This window comes from Streptomyces lushanensis, assembly GCF_001700515.1.
GTDB lineage: Bacteria > Actinomycetota > Actinomycetes > Streptomycetales > Streptomycetaceae > Streptomyces > Streptomyces lushanensis.
In genome coordinates this window covers 11,973-30,947 of record NZ_MAUD01000072.1, presented here as the reverse complement: position 1 = coordinate 30,947, position 18,975 = coordinate 11,973, and the positions used below count along the sequence as shown (strand labels likewise).

14 protein-coding genes are annotated in these 18,975 nt (G+C 71.3%); 10 read left to right on the top strand and 4 right to left on the bottom strand.

The window, feature by feature from the left end; translation table 11 throughout:
- A partial coding sequence (locus tag BFF77_RS06450) for an SDR family oxidoreductase (protein WP_066944719.1) occupies positions 1-902 on the top strand: 902 nt, incomplete at its 5' end.
- Positions 903-1,204: 302 nt separating this feature from the next.
- Positions 1,205-2,806, top strand: a complete 1,602-nt coding sequence (locus tag BFF77_RS06445) for an MFS transporter (RefSeq protein ID WP_245703285.1) — start codon at positions 1,205-1,207, stop codon at positions 2,804-2,806.
- Positions 2,807-2,921: 115 nt separating this feature from the next.
- On the opposite strand, the gene BFF77_RS06440 is transcribed toward BFF77_RS06445, so the two are convergent.
- The 3 genes from BFF77_RS06440 to pdhA are packed head-to-tail and all read right to left on the bottom strand — an operon-like array spanning position 2,922 to position 6,681.
- Positions 2,922-4,436, bottom strand: coding sequence for a dihydrolipoamide acetyltransferase family protein (locus BFF77_RS06440; protein WP_066944728.1), 1,515 nt, complete (start codon positions 4,434-4,436; stop codon positions 2,922-2,924).
- A 14-nt stretch (positions 4,437-4,450) separates the two neighbouring features.
- Positions 4,451-5,431 (bottom strand): alpha-ketoacid dehydrogenase subunit beta, encoded by a 981-nt coding sequence (locus BFF77_RS06435; protein WP_066944717.1) that lies wholly within the window; start codon positions 5,429-5,431, stop codon positions 4,451-4,453.
- Positions 5,432-5,433: 2 nt separating this feature from the next.
- The gene (gene pdhA, locus BFF77_RS06430) at positions 5,434-6,681 is read right to left on the bottom strand and encodes a pyruvate dehydrogenase (acetyl-transferring) E1 component subunit alpha (RefSeq protein WP_169922618.1); all 1,248 of its coding nucleotides are present in this window, start codon (positions 6,679-6,681) and stop codon (positions 5,434-5,436) included.
- Between the two features lie 334 nt (positions 6,682-7,015).
- Here pdhA and BFF77_RS06425 point away from each other — a divergent pair, with 334 nt between their 5' ends.
- From BFF77_RS06425 to BFF77_RS06415, 3 genes are all read left to right on the top strand, one after another.
- Positions 7,016-7,675, top strand: a complete 660-nt coding sequence (locus BFF77_RS06425; protein ID WP_066944715.1) for a response regulator — start codon at positions 7,016-7,018, stop codon at positions 7,673-7,675.
- Positions 7,676-7,914: 239 nt separating this feature from the next.
- Positions 7,915-8,331, top strand: a complete 417-nt coding sequence (locus tag BFF77_RS06420; protein ID WP_066944713.1) for a pyridoxamine 5'-phosphate oxidase family protein — start codon at positions 7,915-7,917, stop codon at positions 8,329-8,331.
- A gap of 210 nt (positions 8,332-8,541) precedes the next feature.
- Positions 8,542-9,570, top strand: coding sequence for a phosphotransferase (locus BFF77_RS06415; RefSeq protein ID WP_066944726.1), 1,029 nt, complete (start codon positions 8,542-8,544; stop codon positions 9,568-9,570).
- A gap of 114 nt (positions 9,571-9,684) precedes the next feature.
- On the opposite strand, the gene BFF77_RS06410 is transcribed toward BFF77_RS06415, so the two are convergent.
- On the bottom strand, positions 9,685-11,292 hold the full coding sequence (locus BFF77_RS06410) for a protein kinase domain-containing protein (RefSeq protein WP_066944711.1): 1,608 nt from the start codon (positions 11,290-11,292) through the stop codon (positions 9,685-9,687).
- A gap of 409 nt (positions 11,293-11,701) precedes the next feature.
- On the opposite strand from BFF77_RS06410, the gene BFF77_RS06405 reads away from it, so the two are divergent.
- The 5 genes from BFF77_RS06405 (at position 11,702) to BFF77_RS06385 (ending at position 18,875) form a co-directional block, all read left to right on the top strand.
- Positions 11,702-13,417, top strand: a complete 1,716-nt coding sequence (locus BFF77_RS06405; RefSeq protein WP_066944709.1) for a protein kinase domain-containing protein — start codon at positions 11,702-11,704, stop codon at positions 13,415-13,417.
- A gap of 152 nt (positions 13,418-13,569) precedes the next feature.
- Positions 13,570-14,319 (top strand): hypothetical protein, encoded by a 750-nt coding sequence (locus BFF77_RS06400; RefSeq protein ID WP_066944707.1) that lies wholly within the window; start codon positions 13,570-13,572, stop codon positions 14,317-14,319.
- A gap of 201 nt (positions 14,320-14,520) precedes the next feature.
- Positions 14,521-15,165: a PadR family transcriptional regulator gene (locus BFF77_RS06395; RefSeq protein ID WP_066944705.1), complete on the top strand. Its 645-nt coding sequence runs from the start codon at positions 14,521-14,523 to the stop codon at positions 15,163-15,165.
- Positions 15,166-15,282: 117 nt separating this feature from the next.
- Positions 15,283-16,032, top strand: coding sequence for an ABC transporter ATP-binding protein (locus BFF77_RS06390; RefSeq protein ID WP_066944703.1), 750 nt, complete (start codon positions 15,283-15,285; stop codon positions 16,030-16,032).
- Positions 16,029-18,875, top strand: a complete 2,847-nt coding sequence (locus BFF77_RS06385; RefSeq protein WP_066944701.1) for an ABC transporter permease — start codon at positions 16,029-16,031, stop codon at positions 18,873-18,875. Before BFF77_RS06390 ends, BFF77_RS06385 begins: the two co-directional genes overlap by 4 nt.
- Positions 18,876-18,975 lie beyond the last annotated feature (100 nt).

Here is an 18,975-nt window from a genome sequence, read left to right as displayed (position 1 = left end):
TCGCCGTCGTCACCGGCGCCAACAGCGGCACCGGCAAGGAAGCCGCACGCCGTCTCGGTGGCGCCGGGGCGCGCGTCGTCATGGCCGTACGCACCGTCGCCAAGGGCGAGCGGGCCCGCGCCGAGATCCTGGCCGAGCACCCGCACGCGCGGCTCGACGTACGCCGGGTCGACCTGGCGGACCTGGCGTCGGTGAGGGAGTTCGCGGACGGGCTCGTCGCCGACGGCGTACCGCTCGACCTGCTCGTCAACAACGCGGGAGTGATGGCGCCACCCACCCGGATGACCACGGCCGACGGCTTCGAACTTCAGTTCGGCACCAACTATCTCGGTCCGTTCGCCCTCACCGTCCGACTCCTTCCCCTCCTGCTCGCCGCCACGGCACCGCGCGTGGCCACCATGAGCAGTGGTACGGCCAACTACGGCCGGATCCACTTCGACGACCTCCAGTGGGAGCGCCGCCGCTACAGCCCGAATCTCTCCTACGCGCAGTCCAAGCTCGCGGATCTGATGCTGACGCGGCAGCTCGCCGCGATCGCCGCCGAGCGCGGCTGGCCGCTGCTGAGCACCGGCGCGCACCCGGGCTACACCCGGACCAATCTCCAGACGGCGGGCGCGAGCCTCGGCCGGGACAAGCCGTCGCGCCGGGTGTCCCTGCTGTCGTCCCTGACGTTCCTGCCGTCGCAGGCGGCGGAGCAGGGCACGGAACCGCTGCTGTACGCGGCGACCGGCGCCGACGCGGTGGCGGGCGGCTACTACGGGCCGGGCGGACGGTTCGGACTGGTCGGCCCGACGACGACGGCCCGTACGACCCGCAGGGCACTGGACACGGCGGCGAACGCCCGCCTGTGGGCCGAGTCTGAGGTGCTGACGGGAGTGGCGCTGGACGCGACCGTGGGGTGACCGGCGGCCGGCACGGTACGAGGCGTCACGGGAAGGCACGAGGCGACCTGAGGCGGTACGGGCCGGGCGGCGCGGGCGTGTCAGTCCGGGCCGTGGAGCGCCCGACCGTACGCTGAGGCGGCGGCCCGGCAGACCTCGGCCGTCGCACCACGAAGGACGGCGTCGTACGACGAGGACGGCACGGAGGTCGGCACACAGGTCCCGGCACACAGGTCGGCACCGGAGGCCGCCGCCCGGGGAGTCGGTCGCCCAGGTCCGACCGGGTTCGCGGCCCTCACACGACCTCGGCCCCGGAGGCGTCCTTGCGGTTCAGCCCGTCGCGGTTCACCCGGTCGCGGTTCAGCCCGTTTCGGTCCGGTCCGTCGCGGTTCAGCCGGTCGCCGTCCGGTCCGTCGCGGTCCGGTCCGTCGCGGTCCGGTCCGTCGCGGTCCGGTCCGTCCTCACCGCGGCTGTTCGGCCGGGTCCCGCTGGCCGGGCGCTATCCCGCCGCCGTCGCCCTCTCGCTGCTGGCGCTGAGCCCGTATCTGATCCTCACCACGGCCACCACCCTGATGGAACCGCGGCTCATGCGGGACCTCGGCGCGACACGGTTCGAGTTGCAGCTCACCGGCGGGATGTCCAACGCGGCGTACGCGTTCGGCGCGGTGGCCGCCGCGGATCTCGTCCAGCGGGTGGCGCGCCGTCATCTCTATCTCATCTGCGAGGCGGGCTTCGTGGTGAGTTCCCTGCTGGCGCTGAGCGCTCCGGGCATCGGACTGTTCACGACCGGGGTGATTCTTCAAGGGCTCTGCACGGGGATGCTGCTGGTCTCGGCGCTGCCGCCGCTGGTGACGGGTCACCCCATCGGGCGCATGGCGACGACGGCGGCCGTGGTCAGCCTCGGACTGTTCGGAATGGTGGCCTTCGGGCCGCTGGTGGGCGGGCTGGTGGGCAGCCTCGGGGGCTGGCGGCCCCTGTTCGCGGGGCTCGCCACGCTGGCGGCGATCGGACTGACCGTCGGCGCCCTGGGATTCGAGGGCAACGAGCCGCCGGCACGCCGGGCGCGGTTCGACTGGCTGGCCATTCCGCTGGCGTTCGGCACGACGGCGCTGCCGTTCCTCGGCGTCTCGTGGCTGACGCGCGGTTCGTTCGGCGACCCGGCGTTCTATCTCCCGGTCGCCTGCGGGCTGATCTGCGGACTCTTCCTGGTGGGGGGCCAGTACAGGAAGGCGAGTCCGCTGATGCCGGTGCGGCCGATCAGCAACACGCTGCCGGTCGTCGGGACCGTCAACGCGATGCTCGTCGGGGCGTGCTTCACCGCTCTGCTGGAGCTGACCGAGCGCTATCTGACCGATGAGGCGCACTGCTCGCCGCTGCGGACCGGTGTGCTCGTGACGCCGCAGATCGCGGGGGTGTTCGTCGCGGCCGTCCTGTTCCGCCGGCTGGTGGCGACCCGCTGGACGCCGTATCTCGCGCTGTCGGGGACGGTCAGCGTGGCCATCGGCGCGGCCGTGCTGCTGGCCGTGTCCACGGCGAACGCGTCGGCGGTCGTCCCCGTGGCCGCGCTCTTCCTGGGCTTCGGCGCGGGCGCGGGCGTCACGCCGGGGCTCTTCCTGGCGGGCTTCTCCGTACCGTCGGCGCAGATCGGCCCGACCTTCGCGCTGGTCGAACTGCTGCGCTCGGAGGCGGCGTTCCTGGTCGGGCCCGTCCTGCTGCACGCCGCGCTGACGACGGGGCTGGGCCGAGGCTTCCATCTCACCGTGACGGTCACCCTGGCGATCACGGTGCTCGGCGCGCTGTTCCTGGTCACCCTCTACGCCCTGGGCGGTGCCCGCCCGCAGCCCCCCGACCTCGCCTCCTGGCTCTCGGGCCGCTCAACGGCCTACCACTCCCCGGCCCTCGCGGCGGCGATCCGCAGGAAATGACGCGAGCCCGGCCGCCGGTCCCGCGGGCGCGGGCCGGCACGCAACGTGTCCGGCCCCGGAACCCTGGTGCGGGTTTCGGGGCCGGGTGGTGGTGCGGAGTGCCGGGGCCGGTCGGTCAGGCCCAGGTGATCAGGCGCTTCGGCTGTTCCAGGACCGCCGCGGTGTCCGCCAGGACCTTGGAGCCCAGTTCGCCGTCGACCAGGCGGTGGTCGAAGGAGAGCGCCAGGGTGGTGACCTGGCGGGGCTTGACCTTGCCCTTGTGGACCCAGGGCTGGAGCTTGATCGCGCCGACCGCCAGGATCGCGGACTCGCCCGGATTGAGAATGGGCGTGCCCGTGTCGACGCCGAAAACGCCGACATTGGTGATGGTCACCGTGCCGCCCTGCATGGCCACCGGTGTCGTCCTGCCCTCGCGGGCCGTGGAGACCAGTTCACCGAGCGCGGCGGCCAGCTGGGGCAGGGTCTTGTCGTGCGCGTCCTTGATGTTCGGCACGATCAGTCCGCGCGGGGTGGCAGCCGCGATACCCAGGTTGACGTAGTGCTTGACCACGATCTCCTGGTTGGCCTCGTCCCAGGACGCGTTGACCTCGGGATGACGCTTGATGGCGACCAGCAGCGCCTTGGCGACGAGGAGCAGCGGATTGACCCGCAGGCCCGCCATGTCCTTGTCGGACTTCAGCTCCTCGACCAGCTTCATCGTGCGCGTCACATCGACGGTGACGAACTCCGTGACATGCGGCGCGGTGAAGGCGCTGCCGACCATGGCCGCCGCCGTGGCCTTCCGTACGCCCTTGACGGGGATACGGGTCTCCCGGGCCGGGCCGGTCTGTGCCACCGGTACGGCCGTCGGCGCGGGAGCCGTTGCCGGTGCCGTCGCGGGCGCCGTCGCCGGGACAGGCCGCACCTGCTCCCGAACCGGCTCCGGCGGCGCGACCGCCGCGTACACGTCCTCGCGGGTGATGATCCCGTCCTGGCCCGACGGCGTGACCGTCGTCAGATCCACTCCGAGATCCTTGGCGAGCTTGCGCACGGGCGGTTTGGCCAGCGGCCGTCCGCCACCGGACGCGGCGCCGGACGGGCCCGCGACCGGAGTCCGCCGCCCGTTCAGCTCCGCCTGGATCGCGGCGGCGGCGGCAGCGGAGACAGCGGCGCCCGCCTGCTCGGGTACGGAGGCGCCGAAGGTGCCGGACGCCCCCCTGCGCGGGCGCCGCTTCGTGGACGACTCCGCCACTCCGTACCCGACGAGCACCGGCTGACGGCCCGTCGGCTCCTCGGCGGCCGGTTCCCCGGCAGCCGCGGGCGGCGACGGCTCGGACGGCGCCGGAACAGGCTCACCGCTCCCCGGCGCCACGTCCACCGTGATGATGGACACGCCGACATCGACCGTCGTGCCCTCCTCGAAACGCAGTTCGTGCACCACGCCGTCGTACGGAATGGGCAGTTCGACGGCCGCCTTCGCCGTCTCGACCTCGCACACCACCTGGCCGTCGGTCACCGCGTCGCCCGGCTGTACGTACCACTTGAGGATCTCGGCCTCGGTCAGGCCCTCGCCCACATCGGGCATCCTGAACTCGCGGTAGCGGTCCGGGGCGCCGGCGGCCGATGGGCCGGTGGAGGTATCAGCAGTCATGGTCACGGCACTCCTCAGTACGCGAGCGAGCGGTCGACGGCGTCGAGCACCCGGTCCAGGCCCGGGAGGTACTCGTCCTCCAGCCGGGCCGGCGGATACGGCGAGTGGTAGCCGCCGACCCGGAGCACCGGTGCTTCCAGATGGTAGAAGCACCGCTCCGTGATCCGGGCGGCGATCTCCGCTCCCGAGCCGTAGAAGACGGGCGCCTCGTGCACCACGACCAGCCGGCGCGTCTTCTCCACCGACGTCTGGATCGTCTCGAAGTCGATCGGGGACATCGAGCGGAGATCGACGATCTCCAGCGACTTGCCCTCCTCCTCGGCCGCCGCGGCGGCTTCGAGGCAGACCTTCACCATCGGGCCGTACGCGACGAGCGTGAGGTCCGCTCCCTCCCGCGCCACCCGTGCCCGGTGCAGCGGGCCCGGGATGGCCTCGGTGTTGACCTCGCTCTTGTCCCAGTAGCGCCGCTTCGGCTCGAAGAAGATCACCGGATCATCGGTCTGGATGGCCTGCTGCATCATCCAGTACGCGTCCGACGCCGTGGACGGCGAGACGATCTTCAGACCGGCCACATGCGCGAACAGCGCCTCGGGCGACTCGCTGTGGTGCTCGACCGCGCCGATGCCTCCGCCGTAGGGGATACGGATCACCACGGGCAGCTTGATCTTGCCCAGCGCGCGGGCGTGCATCTTCGCGAGCTGGGTGACGATCTGGTCGTACGCCGGGAAGACGAAACCGTCGAACTGGATCTCCACCACCGGGCGGTACCCGCGCAGCGCCAGGCCGATGGCCGTGCCGACGATGCCCGACTCGGCGAGCGGCGTGTCGATGACCCGGCCCTCGCCGAAGTCCTTCTGGAGCCCGTCCGTGACGCGGAAGACCCCGCCGAGCTTGCCGACGTCCTCGCCCATGATCAGGACCTTGGGGTCGGTGTCGAGGGCCTTGCGGAGCGACTCGTTGATCGCCTTGGCGATCGGAAGCTTCTGTACGGTCATGATCAGCGATCCCCCTCGTGAACACCCGTGCCACCCGAAGCGCCCGGGCCGCCGGCCGCACCCGCCGCGGCGATCGCCGCGTCCGCGGCCGGATCGGCGTCCACGAACGAGGCCTGGTAGGCCGCGAACTGCGCACGCTCCTCGTCGACAAGCGTGTGCCCGTCGGCGTAGACATGGTCGAAGATCGCCATCGGGTCCGGGTCGGGCATCGCTCGCACGGCCTCCCGCACCCGCTTCCCGAGCGTCTCGCTCTCCTCGTCCAGAGCCGTGAAGAACGCCTCGTCCGCCAGGCCCTCGCGCTCCAGGTACCGGCGCAGCCGCAGGATCGGGTCCTTGGCCTCCCAGGCCTCGCGCTCCTCGTCCGCGCGGTACTTGGTCGGATCGTCGGAGGTGGTGTGCGCGCCCATGCGGTACGTGAACGCCTCGACCAGCGTGGGTCCCTCGCCCCGGCGCGCCCGCTCCAGCGCGGAACGGGTCACGGCCAGGCAGGCCAGCACGTCATTGCCGTCGACCCGGACGCCCGGGAAGCCGTAGCCCTGCGCGCGCTGGTAGAGCGGCACCCGGGTCTGCTTCTCGGTCGGCTCCGAGATCGCCCACTGGTTGTTCTGGCAGAAGAAGACGACCGGCGCGTTGTAGACCGCGGAGAAGGTGAACGACTCGGCGACATCGCCCTGGCTGGAGGCGCCGTCCCCGAAGTACGCGATCACGGCGGAGTCCGCGCCGTCCTTGGCGACGCCCATGGCGTAGCCCGTGGCGTGCAGCGTCTGCGAGCCGATCACGATCGTGTAGAGATGGAAATTGTTGCTGTTGGGGTCCCAGCCTCCGTGGTTCACACCGCGGAACATCCCCAGCAGATTGGTGGGATCGACGCCACGGCACCAGGCGACGCCGTGCTCACGGTAGGTCGGGAAGACATAGTCGTCGTCGCGCAGCGCGCGGCCCGAACCGATCTGCGCGGCCTCCTGGCCGAGCAGCGACGCCCACAGTCCCAGCTCGCCCTGGCGCTGGAGCGCCGTGGCCTCGGCGTCGAAACGGCGGGTCAGGACCATGTCCCGGTACAGCCCGCGCAGCTCTTCGGCCGTCAGGTCGATCTGATAGTCGGGGTGCTCGACGCGCTCGCCCTCGGGGCTGAGCAGCTGTACGAGCGGGGGCTCGGAACTCTGCGGCTGCGGCGTCCTCTTCGCGCTGGCGCGCTTGGTGCCGCTGCTGCGTCGCGGTTTGCGCGCGGCAGCAGTGCTCTCCACGGTCACGTGCGTGCTCCTCCGTCTGTCCGGCCCCCGGGATCCGCCGGGAACCAGTGCGGCTCGCCTGGACCCGCCGCGGGCACGGGGTGGGTGCGACGCGGTCGGGACAGGCGTGACAGGTGCCCCGGCGAGCGCTCTGTCACAGGCACGTTACCCAGTGGGCCGCATTACTGCGAAACCCCATCTGACCTGCAATTTTGCTTGGATTTCCAAGTAAATCGACAAAGTCTGGAACAACCACTGGTCACAGCCTCGCAGGCCGCCGGAACAACGGCACGTTATCCCGCTGATCTGCGGCAGGGAAGGGCAGGGCGCAGGTGAGTGTGTGAGACTGAATTCTGTGCACCAAGAAGGAAAAATCACAGTATTTCTTGTTGATGACCATGAAGTCGTCCGTCGGGGTGTCTACGAACTTCTCTCCGTCGAGGACGACATGGACGTCGTGGGGGAAGCGGGCACGGCGGCCGACGCCATGGCCCGGATCCCGGCGACGCGCCCGGATGTGGCCGTGCTGGACGTCCGGCTGCCGGACGGCAGCGGGGTGGAGGTCTGCCGGGAGATCCGCTCGCAGGACGAGGACATCAAGTGTCTGATGCTCACCTCCTTCGCCGACGACGAGGCGCTCTTCGACGCGATCATGGCCGGGGCCTCGGGTTATGTGCTCAAGGCGATCCGCGGCAACGAGCTGCTGACGGCGGTACGGGACGTGGCCGCGGGCCGCTCGCTGCTCGACCCGGTGGCCACGGCGCGGGTGCTGGAGCGGCTGCGCAGCGGCAGCGACCCCAAGGGTGACGACAAGCTGGCCGCGCTCACGGACCAGGAGCGCAGGATCCTGGATCTGATCGGCGAGGGCATGACCAACCGGGCGATCGGTGAGCGGCTGCATCTCGCCGAGAAGACGATCAAGAACTATGTCTCCAGCCTGCTCTCGAAGCTCGGGATGGAGCGGCGGTCCCAGGCGGCGGCGTATGTGGCGCGCCGCCAGGCCGAGAAGAACTGAGCTGGCGGCACGAAGTCGCCCGGCCCGGCCGGTCGCCGTTCGCCCGCCGGTCGCGTTCGCCGGCCACCCGCCGGTCGCCGTTCAGCGGCCACCCGCCGGCCACCGGTCGGCCGTCGCACTGGGTCACCCGTCCGGCCGTGGTACCGCGTCAGGCCCTGTCCCAACCGGGACCAACGTCCCTCGGTTGAAGGGCCGCGTCCTCTGTTGACGAGGCGGTCTTGTGACGGAGAGTGGACAACATGTCCACCGAGGAAGTCCGCGCCATAGAGCTGCTCAACCGCGTGTCGTACGGACGCGTCGCCACGAGCATGCGGGCCATGCCGTTCGTGGCCCCCGCCCGCCATGTGGTCACGGGCGACTCGGTCCTGCTGCGCATGCACGCCGGTCACGGCTACCACCGGGCCTGCGGCGGCGGAGTGGTGGCGTACGGCGCCGACAACTTCAGCAGCGACGAGCCCGACCGCTGGTCGGTGCAGTTCACCGGTACGGCCGAGATCATCCAGCCGACGGCTCCGGAGCTGGAACTGTTCGGCGGTGGCCCGCACCGGGTGGACGGAGAACCGTTCGAGCCGGTCTATATGCGGCTTGTACCGCAGTTTGTCACCGTACACACACTCGACTACTCCCGAGAGCGACACAGCCAACACGCTGCGTGATCTAACATCTGACAAGTGCCGCGCTCATATGAAATCGCTGCGCCTGCTGCGACCGTTGTCATCCCTCAGCCCGTTGCCGCTCGTGCCAGCCACGCAAGTCCCCTTTCCGCAAGCCACGCAAGCCACGCAAGCCCCGTACGTTCCGCGAACCCCGGGAGCCCCGCGGCTCCCGGGGTCCCCGTGAGCCCAGCGTTACCCTTAGCCACCGCGATCCCCGGCGCGCGCGCCGGTCATTCCGCTCCTCCCGTCCGTACGCTGCTGCGCCGCTACCGGAACACGGGCGAGCCGCTGTCCTGCGAACCCGTCGCCCAGGGGCTGCTCAATCACGGCTACCGGGTCCACACCACGCGCGGCTCCTACTTCCTCAAGCACCATCTCGACGGCGATCACCAGGCCATCACCCGCCAGCACCGCGCCACCCAGCGGCTCCAGATCCTCGGTGTGCCCGTCGCGCCGCCCGTCGAGAACGCCGACGGCGACACCGTCTCGGTCATCAAGGGCCGCTGCTACGCCCTGCATCCCTGGGTCGAAGGACGTCATCGCGACGGCGCCCAGCTCACGGCCGTCGAATCACGGCACCTCGGCGGGCTCCTCGGCCGGGTGCACACCTGTCTGGAGCGGGTGATGGAGCCGGACCCCGCGCCGCTCGCGTACGACAGCCTCTACGACAGCCCGGACCCGGCCGACACCTTCGGGCTGATCGACGAACTGCTGGCGCTGGCCCGTGGCCGCAGGCCCCGGGACACCTTCGACGCCCTCGCGGAACACCGTCTCGTGGAGCGCCGCGACCTGCTGGAACGCCATGCCCACCGCCGTCCGCGCCCGGGGGCCGAGCCGGCCACGGGCTGGGTGCACGGCGACTTCCATCCGTTGAACCTGCTCTACCGGGGCGGCGAGCCGGCCGCGATCGTCGACTGGGACCGGCTCGGTGTACAGCCACGGGCCGAGGAGGCCGTACGGGCCGCGGCGATCTTCTTCGTACGGCCGACGGGCGAGCTGGAGCTGCCGAAGGTACGGGCGTACGCGCGCGCCTACCGCCGCGCGGCCGGAGCCGCCGCCTCCGAACTGGCCGCCGCCGTCCACCGGGTGTGGTGGGAGCGGCTGAACGACTTCTGGGTGCTGCGCTGGCGCTATCAGCTCGACGACCGGAGGGCCGACCCGCTGTTCGCAGCGGTGTCGGCCCTCGCGGTGTGGTGGACAAGGGAGTACGAGGCGGTCCGTGAGGCCTTCGCGGGCTGAGCTCCGTCCCGGTCCCGGGGCGCTCCCGGGACCGGGGCCCGGGACCGCCCCGACGGAGATCGGGTGGCCCCGGAGGAGCGACCGGCCCGCCGGTGCGGCGCTCCGGGCCCGGTATCAGCCGCCGGTGGTGGACGCACCGGCGTTGTCACCGCCGGTGTCGGCGCCGCCCGGCGTCCCGACGCCACCGGGCGTCCCGCCACCCGGCTCTCCGTCTCCGCCGCCGTCCGGCGGCGTCGGATCCGACGGATCGGGCGACGACGGTTCGCCGGTGGTCCCGCCGTCGCCCGTACCGCCGCCGTCCGTCGTCCCCGTATCGGTGCTGGACGGGGTGTCCGTCGGCTCGTCGGAGTGGGTCAGGCTCGGGGTCGGCTTCTCCGGCGGCGGCCAGTCCGACCCACCGCTGCCGCCCGACGAGTCGTCCGTCTGCTGGGTCTCGCTCGGCTCGTCCGACGGCGTCGGGCTCTCCTCGCTCGGTGTCTCCTCGCTCGGCGTGACCGTCGGCGTGTCCGACTTGCCGTCATTGCCGGTGTCACTGATGCCGTTGATGGCGTAGGCCACTCCCGCCACGATCGCGATCACCGCGAGCGCGACGAAGAGCCACAGCTTGCCCCGGCCGCCTCCGCCGCCGTGGTGGCCGCCGTCGTACCCGCCGTCGTGCGGGTTCATCGGCGGCAGGATCGGGCTCTGCGAGGTGTCGCCGTGCGGGGGGTGTCCCATCGCCGTCGTCGCGGCCATGCCCATCGCCGGGGTGCCGCCGCCGAGGTGCGTGTCGAACGTGCCGGTGTTCCAGGTGCCCGTGTGGCTGCCCTGCTGCTGGAGCATCTGCAGGCCGTACTGGACCAGCCCGCGCATCTCCTCGGCGCTCTGGAACCGGTCGTCCGGCTCCTTCGCGAGCGAGCGCATCACCAGGCCGTCCAGCTCCGGCGGCGCCACGTCCGAGACCTCGGAGGGCGGCACCGGGATGTCCTGGACATGCTGATACACCACGGAGAGCGGGGTCTCGCCGGTGAACGGGGGCCGCAGCGCGAGGAGTTCGTAGAGCAGGCAGCCCGTGGCGTACAGATCGCTGCGGTGGTCCACCGCCTTGCCGAGTGCCTGCTCGGGAGAGAGGTACTGCGGCGTGCCCATGACCATGCCGGTCTGGGTCATCGTCGACTGCGCGCCGTGCAGGGCGCGCGCGATGCCGAAGTCCATCACCTTCACCGCGCCGGCGTCGGTGATGATCACGTTGGCGGGCTTGATGTCGCGGTGCACGATGCCGTGCTGGTGCGAGTAGGCCAGCGCCTCCAGCACTCCGGAGACGATGATCAGCGCCTGCTCGGGCGGCGGTGCCTCGGCGTTGACCAGCAGATCGCGGATGGTGCGGCCCTCGACCAGCTCCATCACGATGTACGGCACGGTCTGCCCGTTGACCGTGTCCTCGCCGGAGTCGTACACCGCCACCACCGCGTGGTGGTTCAGCCCGGCGACCGACTGTGCCTCACGGGTGAACCGGGCCTTGGAGACCGGGTCCTCCGCGAGATCGGCGCGGAGCAGTTTGACGGCCACGGTGCGCCCGAGCCGTACGTCCTCCGCCGCGAACACCTCGGCCATGCCGCCACGGCCGAGACGGTGGGTCATCCGGTAGCGTCCGTCGCCGACCAGCCCTCCGACCAGGCCGCCATCGCCCCAGGAGTCCGCGGCGTCCGACACTCCGCCGCCTGCTTCGGGTTCGGGTGCCATCAGTCCTCGCCGTCGTTTCTGTCCGCTTCACGACCGCGTGCGCGGTCCGCGGTATGCCTGTGTTTCTCAGGGTGTTTCTCAGGGGTGGTGGCCCGGTGCTCGTCTTCGGGATTGGCTATGGCACATCACGCTACAGCCTCCGTATGACACGCCGGTCCACGGTGGACCGGCCATGAAACCGGGCAACGCGACACCCACGCAAATTCCACCGTCTTTCCACGCTTGTTCCATGCTTTTCCGGTAACGCTTCCGAGACGCTTGTTGTGCGTACGGTCACGGAACGGGCACCCAGCTTGACGTGTCACGGCCCTCGGGCAGACTTGGCGCGTACTGACGGGATCACCGCGTGAGCACCACCGCGTCCACTGCTTGTCGGACCGCGTCCGCGCGCCGAGGGGGAAGCACAGTCATGAGCCAGCACGGCGCACGGGGCCGCTACGCGGGCGGTTCGGTCGCGGGCGGCCGGTACCAGCTTCGCGAACTCCTCGGCGAGGGCGGGATGGCGTCCGTATATCTCGCCTATGACACGGCGCTCGACCGCAAGGTCGCCATCAAGACCCTCCACACGGAGCTGGGACGCGAGCAGTCCTTCCGCGAGCGGTTCCGGCGCGAGGCCCAGGCCGTGGCCAAGCTGTCGCACACCAATGTCGTCTCCGTCTTCGACACGGGCGAGGACACGGTCCAGGAGAGCGGCGCCGCGGCGGGCTCCGGTGAGCCGATGCCGTACATCGTCATGGAGTACGTCGAAGGGCACCCGCTCGGCTCCGTGCTCCAGCGGGACATCGCGCAGTACGGCGCGATGCCGGCGGACAAGGCGCTGAAGGTGACGGCCGATGTGCTGGCGGCACTGGAGGCCAGCCACGAGATGGGCCTCGTGCACCGGGACATCAAGCCGGGCAATGTGATGATGACCAAGCGCGGCGTCGTCAAGGTGATGGACTTCGGCATCGCGCGCGCCATGCAGTCCGGCGTCACCTCGATGACGCAGACCGGCATGGTCGTCGGTACGCCGCAGTACCTCTCGCCCGAGCAGGCGCTCGGGCGGGCCGTGGACGCCCGGTCCGATCTGTACTCGGTCGGCATCATGCTCTTCCAACTGCTCACCGGCCGGCTGCCGTTCGACGCGGACTCGCCGCTGGCGATCGCGTACGCCCATGTGCAGGAGGAGCCGGTCGCTCCGTCCACCGTCAACCGTTCGATCACTCCGGCGATGGACGCGCTGGTCGCGCGGGCGCTGAAGAAGAACCCGAACGAGCGGTTTCCGAGCGCCTCGGCGATGCGCGACGAGTGCGCGCGCGTACTGAGCGCCGGGCAGGCCGGTGCTCCGGCGATCGTGCCGGGCGCCCCGCAGAACAGCGGCGGCGGGCCGGGCGTGGGGTCCGCGGTCTTCCCGCCGGTGGACCAGTCGGGCCAGGCACCGCCGGCGCACGGTGTGCGGACGCCGTACAGCCCGGGATCGTACGGACCGCCGACGCCCGCCGGGCCGCCGTCGGCGCCGGGCACGCCGGGCCCGGGCTACGGCTATCCGCAGTCGGCCCCGGCCTACCAGGGCTCCCAGCAGCCGATGCGGCCGATGCCGCAGACCCCGCCGCCGTACGCGATGGCGCCGCAGCCTCCGACCACTCCCGGTGGCCGTGGCGGCCATGGCTCGCACGCCGGGGGCCATGGCGGCGGAGGCGGCAGACGGAACCGGAACCTGCCGATCGTCGTGGGTTCGATCGCGGTCGCGCTGCTGGCCATCTGGGGTCTGACAGCGGTGCTTTCGCTCAACGGTGACAACTCGGGCGCCCGCGGCGGTACGGCGGATCCCGTCGGCAACTCCTCCCGGGAGGGATACCGGTCCCCGGAGCGCAATCGGACGATCGACACATCGGACTGCACGGACGCCTCGGAGGACGGACTGGATCCGTCGAAGGTGACCGCTCCCGACCTGCGCTACAAGGACATCCTCTCGGTGAAGGACTGCCTCCGCGAGGCGGGCTGGTCATGGGCGCCGGTGAAGTCGGAGGACGACGGATCCTGGGCCAAGGACATCGTGATCGACCAGTACCCGAGGCCGGGGGCCGCGGTGCCGCCGGACGGCCAGGAGTTCGAGCTGACGATCTCCACGGGGTACGCGGGATAGTCGCGGGCCGCGCGGGGACCGTGGTCCGGGCCGCGCGAGGCGGTCACGCGCGTGGCGGTCACGGGGTCCGTCGTGTCTCGTGCGGGCCGCTGCGGGCCGTTGCGGAAACGTTTCGAGATGCCGGATTTGTCATTACATGTGACGCTGAGTCGGTGACTCCTACGCTCCGCACCCCCTGCGCGATCGCGGTCGCTTCACTGCTGATGGCCGCGCCCGGCGCGTACGCCGAGGAGTCCACCCCACCCGTGACGGGTCCGACAGCCTCCGCCGAGTCGGCGCTCTCGTCGGCCGGCCGTCCGGCCGGGGAGGGACGGCCACGTCCCGGGAGACCGCCGGAGCCCGAGGCGGCGTCACCGGACGACGGCGGCCCACGGGCGGACGACGGCGGCGACCCGGAGGCCGATCCCGAGGCGGAGTGGGAGTCCGGCTGGGAGACGGACGAGGAGACCGAGGGCGACCCGGAGACGACCACGGAGACCGGCCCGGCACCTTCCGCGCGCCCCAGCCGCCCGCCCAGGATCCCGGCCTCGCCGTCCGACGCCCGCCCCCGTACGTCGCCGTCCGAGCCCGCGTCGCCCTCGCGCCACGGCGAGAGCGAGGAGAGCGAGGAGGACCAGGCGGCCGAGCCGGGAGGGAACAGGAAGGGCACGGACGGGACGGACGAGGGGACCGACCGGGAGACGGACGGACACGCGGCGGACGAGCCGCTGGAGGAGTTCGTCCATCCGCCGGAGGACTCCGAGGCGCCTCGGCGCCGGCCGCCCTCCGCCGCCCGTGAATCCGCCACCCGGACCGTCGGCGATCCCTCCGCACGGCCGGTCGCGGTGCTGACCCTGGGCACGGGAATCACCCTGATCGGACTGGGACTCGGCTTCCTCGGACTACGGCTCCGCCGCCGCTGAGCGCCTCTTCCAGCGCCCGGTTCTGGGGCCGGTCCCGGGGGCGGACAAGGGCGCGGGCCTGCCCGCGGACACCGCCCGGCCCGCGCCCGTATCCGCCCCGCGTCGGCGCGCGCTCCGCACCCGTGTCATTCCTGCGGCGTACTCACCCGGTCCGCCTCAAGTCGCTTGCGGGCTACACCATACCCGGTATACATACTGAGTATGTCGATTCGCCACGGGCTGCTGGCCCTCCTGGAACGCGGTCCGCGCTACGGCTCTCAGCTCCGTACGGAGTTCGAGTCGCGCACGGGCGCCACCTGGCCGCTCAACGTCGGCCAGGTCTATACGACGCTGAGCCGGCTGGAGCGCGACGGCATGATCGCGCAGGACGGCGAGGACCGAGCGGGCCATGTGCTCTATGCGATCACCGACGCCGGCCGCGCGGAGCTGAAGTCCTGGTTCCGTACGCCGGTCGACCGCACCAGCCCGCCCCGTGACGAGCTGGCGATCAAGCTCGCCATGGCGGTGGGCGCGCCCGGGGTCGACATCCGGGAGGTCATCCAGTCGCAGCGCCGCCACACCATCCAGGCGATGCAGGACTACACCCGGCTCAAGGCCCAGGCCCTGGAAGCCGTCCCGGCCGACCGGCACGAAGTGGCCTGGCTGCTCGTACTGGAACAGCTCATCTTCCAGACCGAGGCCGAGGCCCGCTGGCTCGACCACTGCGAGGCGCGGCTGATCCGGCTCGCGCTGCTGCCGGAACCCGGCGGACGGCCGTCGGACACCGCCCGGGGCACCTCTCCGGCGGCTCCTTCGGACGCCGCCCCGCCTGCCCCGGTCGACGTTCCGGGCGGCGCCCCGGCCTGACCGGACCGGGCCGCCGCCGTAGCGCGCTCTCACTCTTCCCTCCCACCGAGCCTCTTTCCCACCCAGCACACATACCTCATACGCGTATGTGCACGTACCGCCCTAGGGGGATCCCTCATGCCCGAAAACGCACAACCGTCGCAGCAGCCCGTGCTGCGGCTCCAGGAGCTGACCCGTGTCCACGGCAGCGGCGCCACCGAGGTCCACGCCCTGCGCGGTATCGACCTCGATGTGTTCCCCGGCGAGCTGGTCGCCGTGATGGGTCCCTCGGGCTCCGGCAAGTCCACGCTGCTGACCATCGCGGGCGGCCTCGACACCCCCAGTTCGGGCCGTGTCATCGTCGAGGGCACCGACATCACCACCGTCGGCCGCAAGCAGCTCGCGGCTCTGCGCCGCCGCAGCATCGGCTATGTCTTCCAGGACTACAACCTCATCCCGGCCCTCACCGCCGCCGAGAACATCGCACTGCCCCGGGAACTCGACGGCACCTCCGCACGCAAGGCGCGCACCGAGGCCGTGGCCGCGCTGGCGGAGATGGGACTTGAGCAGCTCGCCGACCGGTTCCCGGACGAGATGTCCGGCGGCCAGCAGCAGCGCGTGGCGATAGCCCGCGCGCTCGTCGGAGACCGGCGTCTGGTCCTCGCCGACGAGCCGACCGGCGCGCTGGACTCCGAAACGGGTGAGTCGGTGCTCGCCCTGCTGCGCACCCGCTGCGACGCGGGCGCCGCCGGTGTTCTGGTCACCCATGAGCCGCGCTTCGCTGCCTGGGCGGACCGGGTGGTCTTCCTGCGGGACGGCACGGTCGTCGACCAGACCATCCGCAGCCAGGCGGACTCGCTGCTCACGGGCCAGGCGGCCGAACGGTGAAGACCTGGTACCACTCCTGGCGCGCGGCCCTGCGGATCGCCCGTCGCGACGCCTGGCGCTCCAAGGGACGCAGCCTTCTCGTACTCTCCATGATCGCGCTTCCGATCCTCGGCGTGAGCGCCTTCGATCTGACTCTGCGCAGCTCCGAGCTGTCCGCACAGGAGCAGCTCGACCGTACGCTCGGCCGGGCCGATGCCCAGATCACCGATCCGCGGTTCGGCGGCGTGGCGCTCCATCAAAGCCCCGAAGCGGACAACTACTCGCCGGTCGGTGACTTCGAGAACGAGCCCTGGCCCGATGGACCCGGCGATATCAGCAAAGCCGTCCCGGCCGGTGCCACCGTCCTTGAGGACACGGTCGGAATGGGAAAACTCCGTACCGCCCACGGGCTGCTCCAGACCGAGATCCGTGAGCTGAAGGCCGCCGACCCGATCGCCGACGGCATCATGTGGCTCACCGAGGGCCGTTTCCCCGAACGGGCCGACGAGGTCGCCGCGACCAGCCACTTCCTGGAGGTCAGCGGGCTCCGGGTGGGTTCGCGGCTCACCGCGCGCGGACTCGGCACCGAGTACCGGATCGTCGGCGCCTACGAACTGCCCGACTCACTGGAGACCGACCAGGTCAACGCGCTCCCCGGAGCGCTGCTGGCCCCGCTCGACAAGGCGCTCCGGGCCGACGGACTGCCGGGAACGAACCCGAGCACCACTCAACTCGTCAGCGTGCCCGGTGGTTTCACGTGGAACATGGTGAAGGAGGCCAACACCCACGGCATGCTGGTGACCTCCCGCGCCGTGGCCCTCGATCCGCCCGCCGACGCGGATGTGCCGCTGTACCAGCAGAACGATCAGGGGCGATACGAGCAGAGCGCGGTCGCCGACGCCACGGAACTGGCCGCTGCCGGCACCGTCGTCGGCCTCGCCATGCTGGAGATCTGTCTGCTGGCGGGTCCGGCCTTCGCGGTCGGCGCCCGGCGCTCGCGCCGTCAGCTCGGGCTGGTCGGTGCCAACGGCGGCGACCGGCGCCATATCCGGGCCATCGTCCTCGGTGGCGGTCTGGTGATCGGTCTCGCCTCGGCCGTGATCGGTACGGCCCTCGGTCTGGGGCTCACCTACGCGCTGCGGCCCGTGCTTGAGGACTACATGGGCCAGCGCTTCGGCGGCTTCGACATCCGGCCGCTGGAACTCCTCGGGATCGCACTGCTCGCCGTGCTCACCGGTCTGCTCGCGGCGATCGTCCCGGCCGTCACCGCCTCCCGGCAGACGGTTCTGGCCTCACTCACCGGTCGCCGCGGAGTGCGCAGGAGCAGCAGGGTCCTGCCGGTTCTCGGGCTGATCGCGGTCGCGCTGGGTGCGGTGATCGCGCTGTACGGCTCGATGATGACCGACCAGTTCACGATCGTCGCCGGTGGCAGCGCCATCGCCGAACTGGGCGTGGTCGCGCTGACACCGGCCCTGGTCGGGCTGTTCGGCCGCCTCGGCCGCCGGCTTCCGCTCTCGCCACGGCTGGCGCTGCGCGACGCCGTACGGAACAGGGGCCGCACGGCGCCCGCCGTGGCGGCGGTACTGGCCGCGGTGGCGGGCACGGTGGCGGTCTCCACATATGCCACGAGCAGCGATGCCCAGGACCGGGCCGCGTACCAGCCAAGGCTCCCCCATGGCGCGATCTCGGTGATGGTCGACGAGGACGGCGGCCGGGACGTCCCGGCCATCCGCACGGCGGTCCAGAAGAATCTGCCCGTCGATCTACGGGCCGATGTGGACCGTATCTCCGTCGGAAAGCCGAGCTGCTCGATGTACGCCGGCGACGAGGGCTGTGGACGGTACGAAGTCGTCGTCCCCAAGGCCCATCAGTGTCCGCTCTGGTCCACAGGGCCGGAGGATCCTTCGGAGAAGTTCAGCAAGGCCGAGCGGCGCAAGCTCGCCAAGGACTGGCGCTGCGCACAGGACTCGGTCTACAGCGATGTGGCCGGCGGTGTGCTGATCGGTGACGCCACGCTGCTGAAAATCCTCGGCATCAAGGACACGGGCGCGGAGAAGGCGCTGGCGGACGGCCAGATCGTCTCGTTCGACAAGCGGAACGTCGACGCGGCCGGAAAGATCGGCATCCTGCTGATCACGGACATCGAGAAGGCGGACGCGGCCATCCAGAAGGGCCTGCCGTCACCCGGCACCGTCAAGTCGTTCCGCGCGCACCAGGCGCCGGACGACGAGAACGCGTACGGCATCGCGATGGTCATGACTCCGGCCACGGCCAAGGCCGCGGGCATCAGCACCCTCCCGCTCGGCGCGTACTACTCGACCGGCGCGCTGCCGACCAGCGCGCAGAAGCAGAAGCTGGACGGCGAGCTGGCCAAGACCGGCAGCCAGGTGAATCTCCACATCGAGGCCGGATTCACCAGCAACCACAACATCGTGCTGCTGGCGCTGACGGTCTTCGCCGGGCTGGTCACCATCGGCGCGGCCGGTATCGCCACCGGTCTCGCGCAGGCGGACGCCGAGGCCGATCTCAAGACACTCGCCGCGGTCGGCGCCCCGGCGCGGGTGCGCAGGACGCTCAGCGGATTCCAGTGCGGGGTGGTGGCGGCGATGGGTGTGCTGCTGGGTTCGGCCGCCGGGGTCCTGCCGGCGATCGGACTGCGGCTGACGGAGCGCCGCGCCCAGCTCACGTTCCACCAGCGGGCACTCGACGAGGGCTGGGGCGCCCTGACGACCCCGTATGTGCCCGTCGTCATCCCCTGGGGGACGCTGGCCGCGCTGCTGGTCGCCGTTCCGCTGGGTGCCGCGATCCTGGCGGCGCTGGTCACCCGCTCACACCGGACACTGGGCCGGCGGGCCGCGACGTAACCCGCCGCGCGGCCATCGGACCGGCCGGCCCGGAGCGGCGCACACGGTGCGATCGCGCCCCTGTACGAGGAGGGATCCTCTTCGTACGGGGGCACGCGTG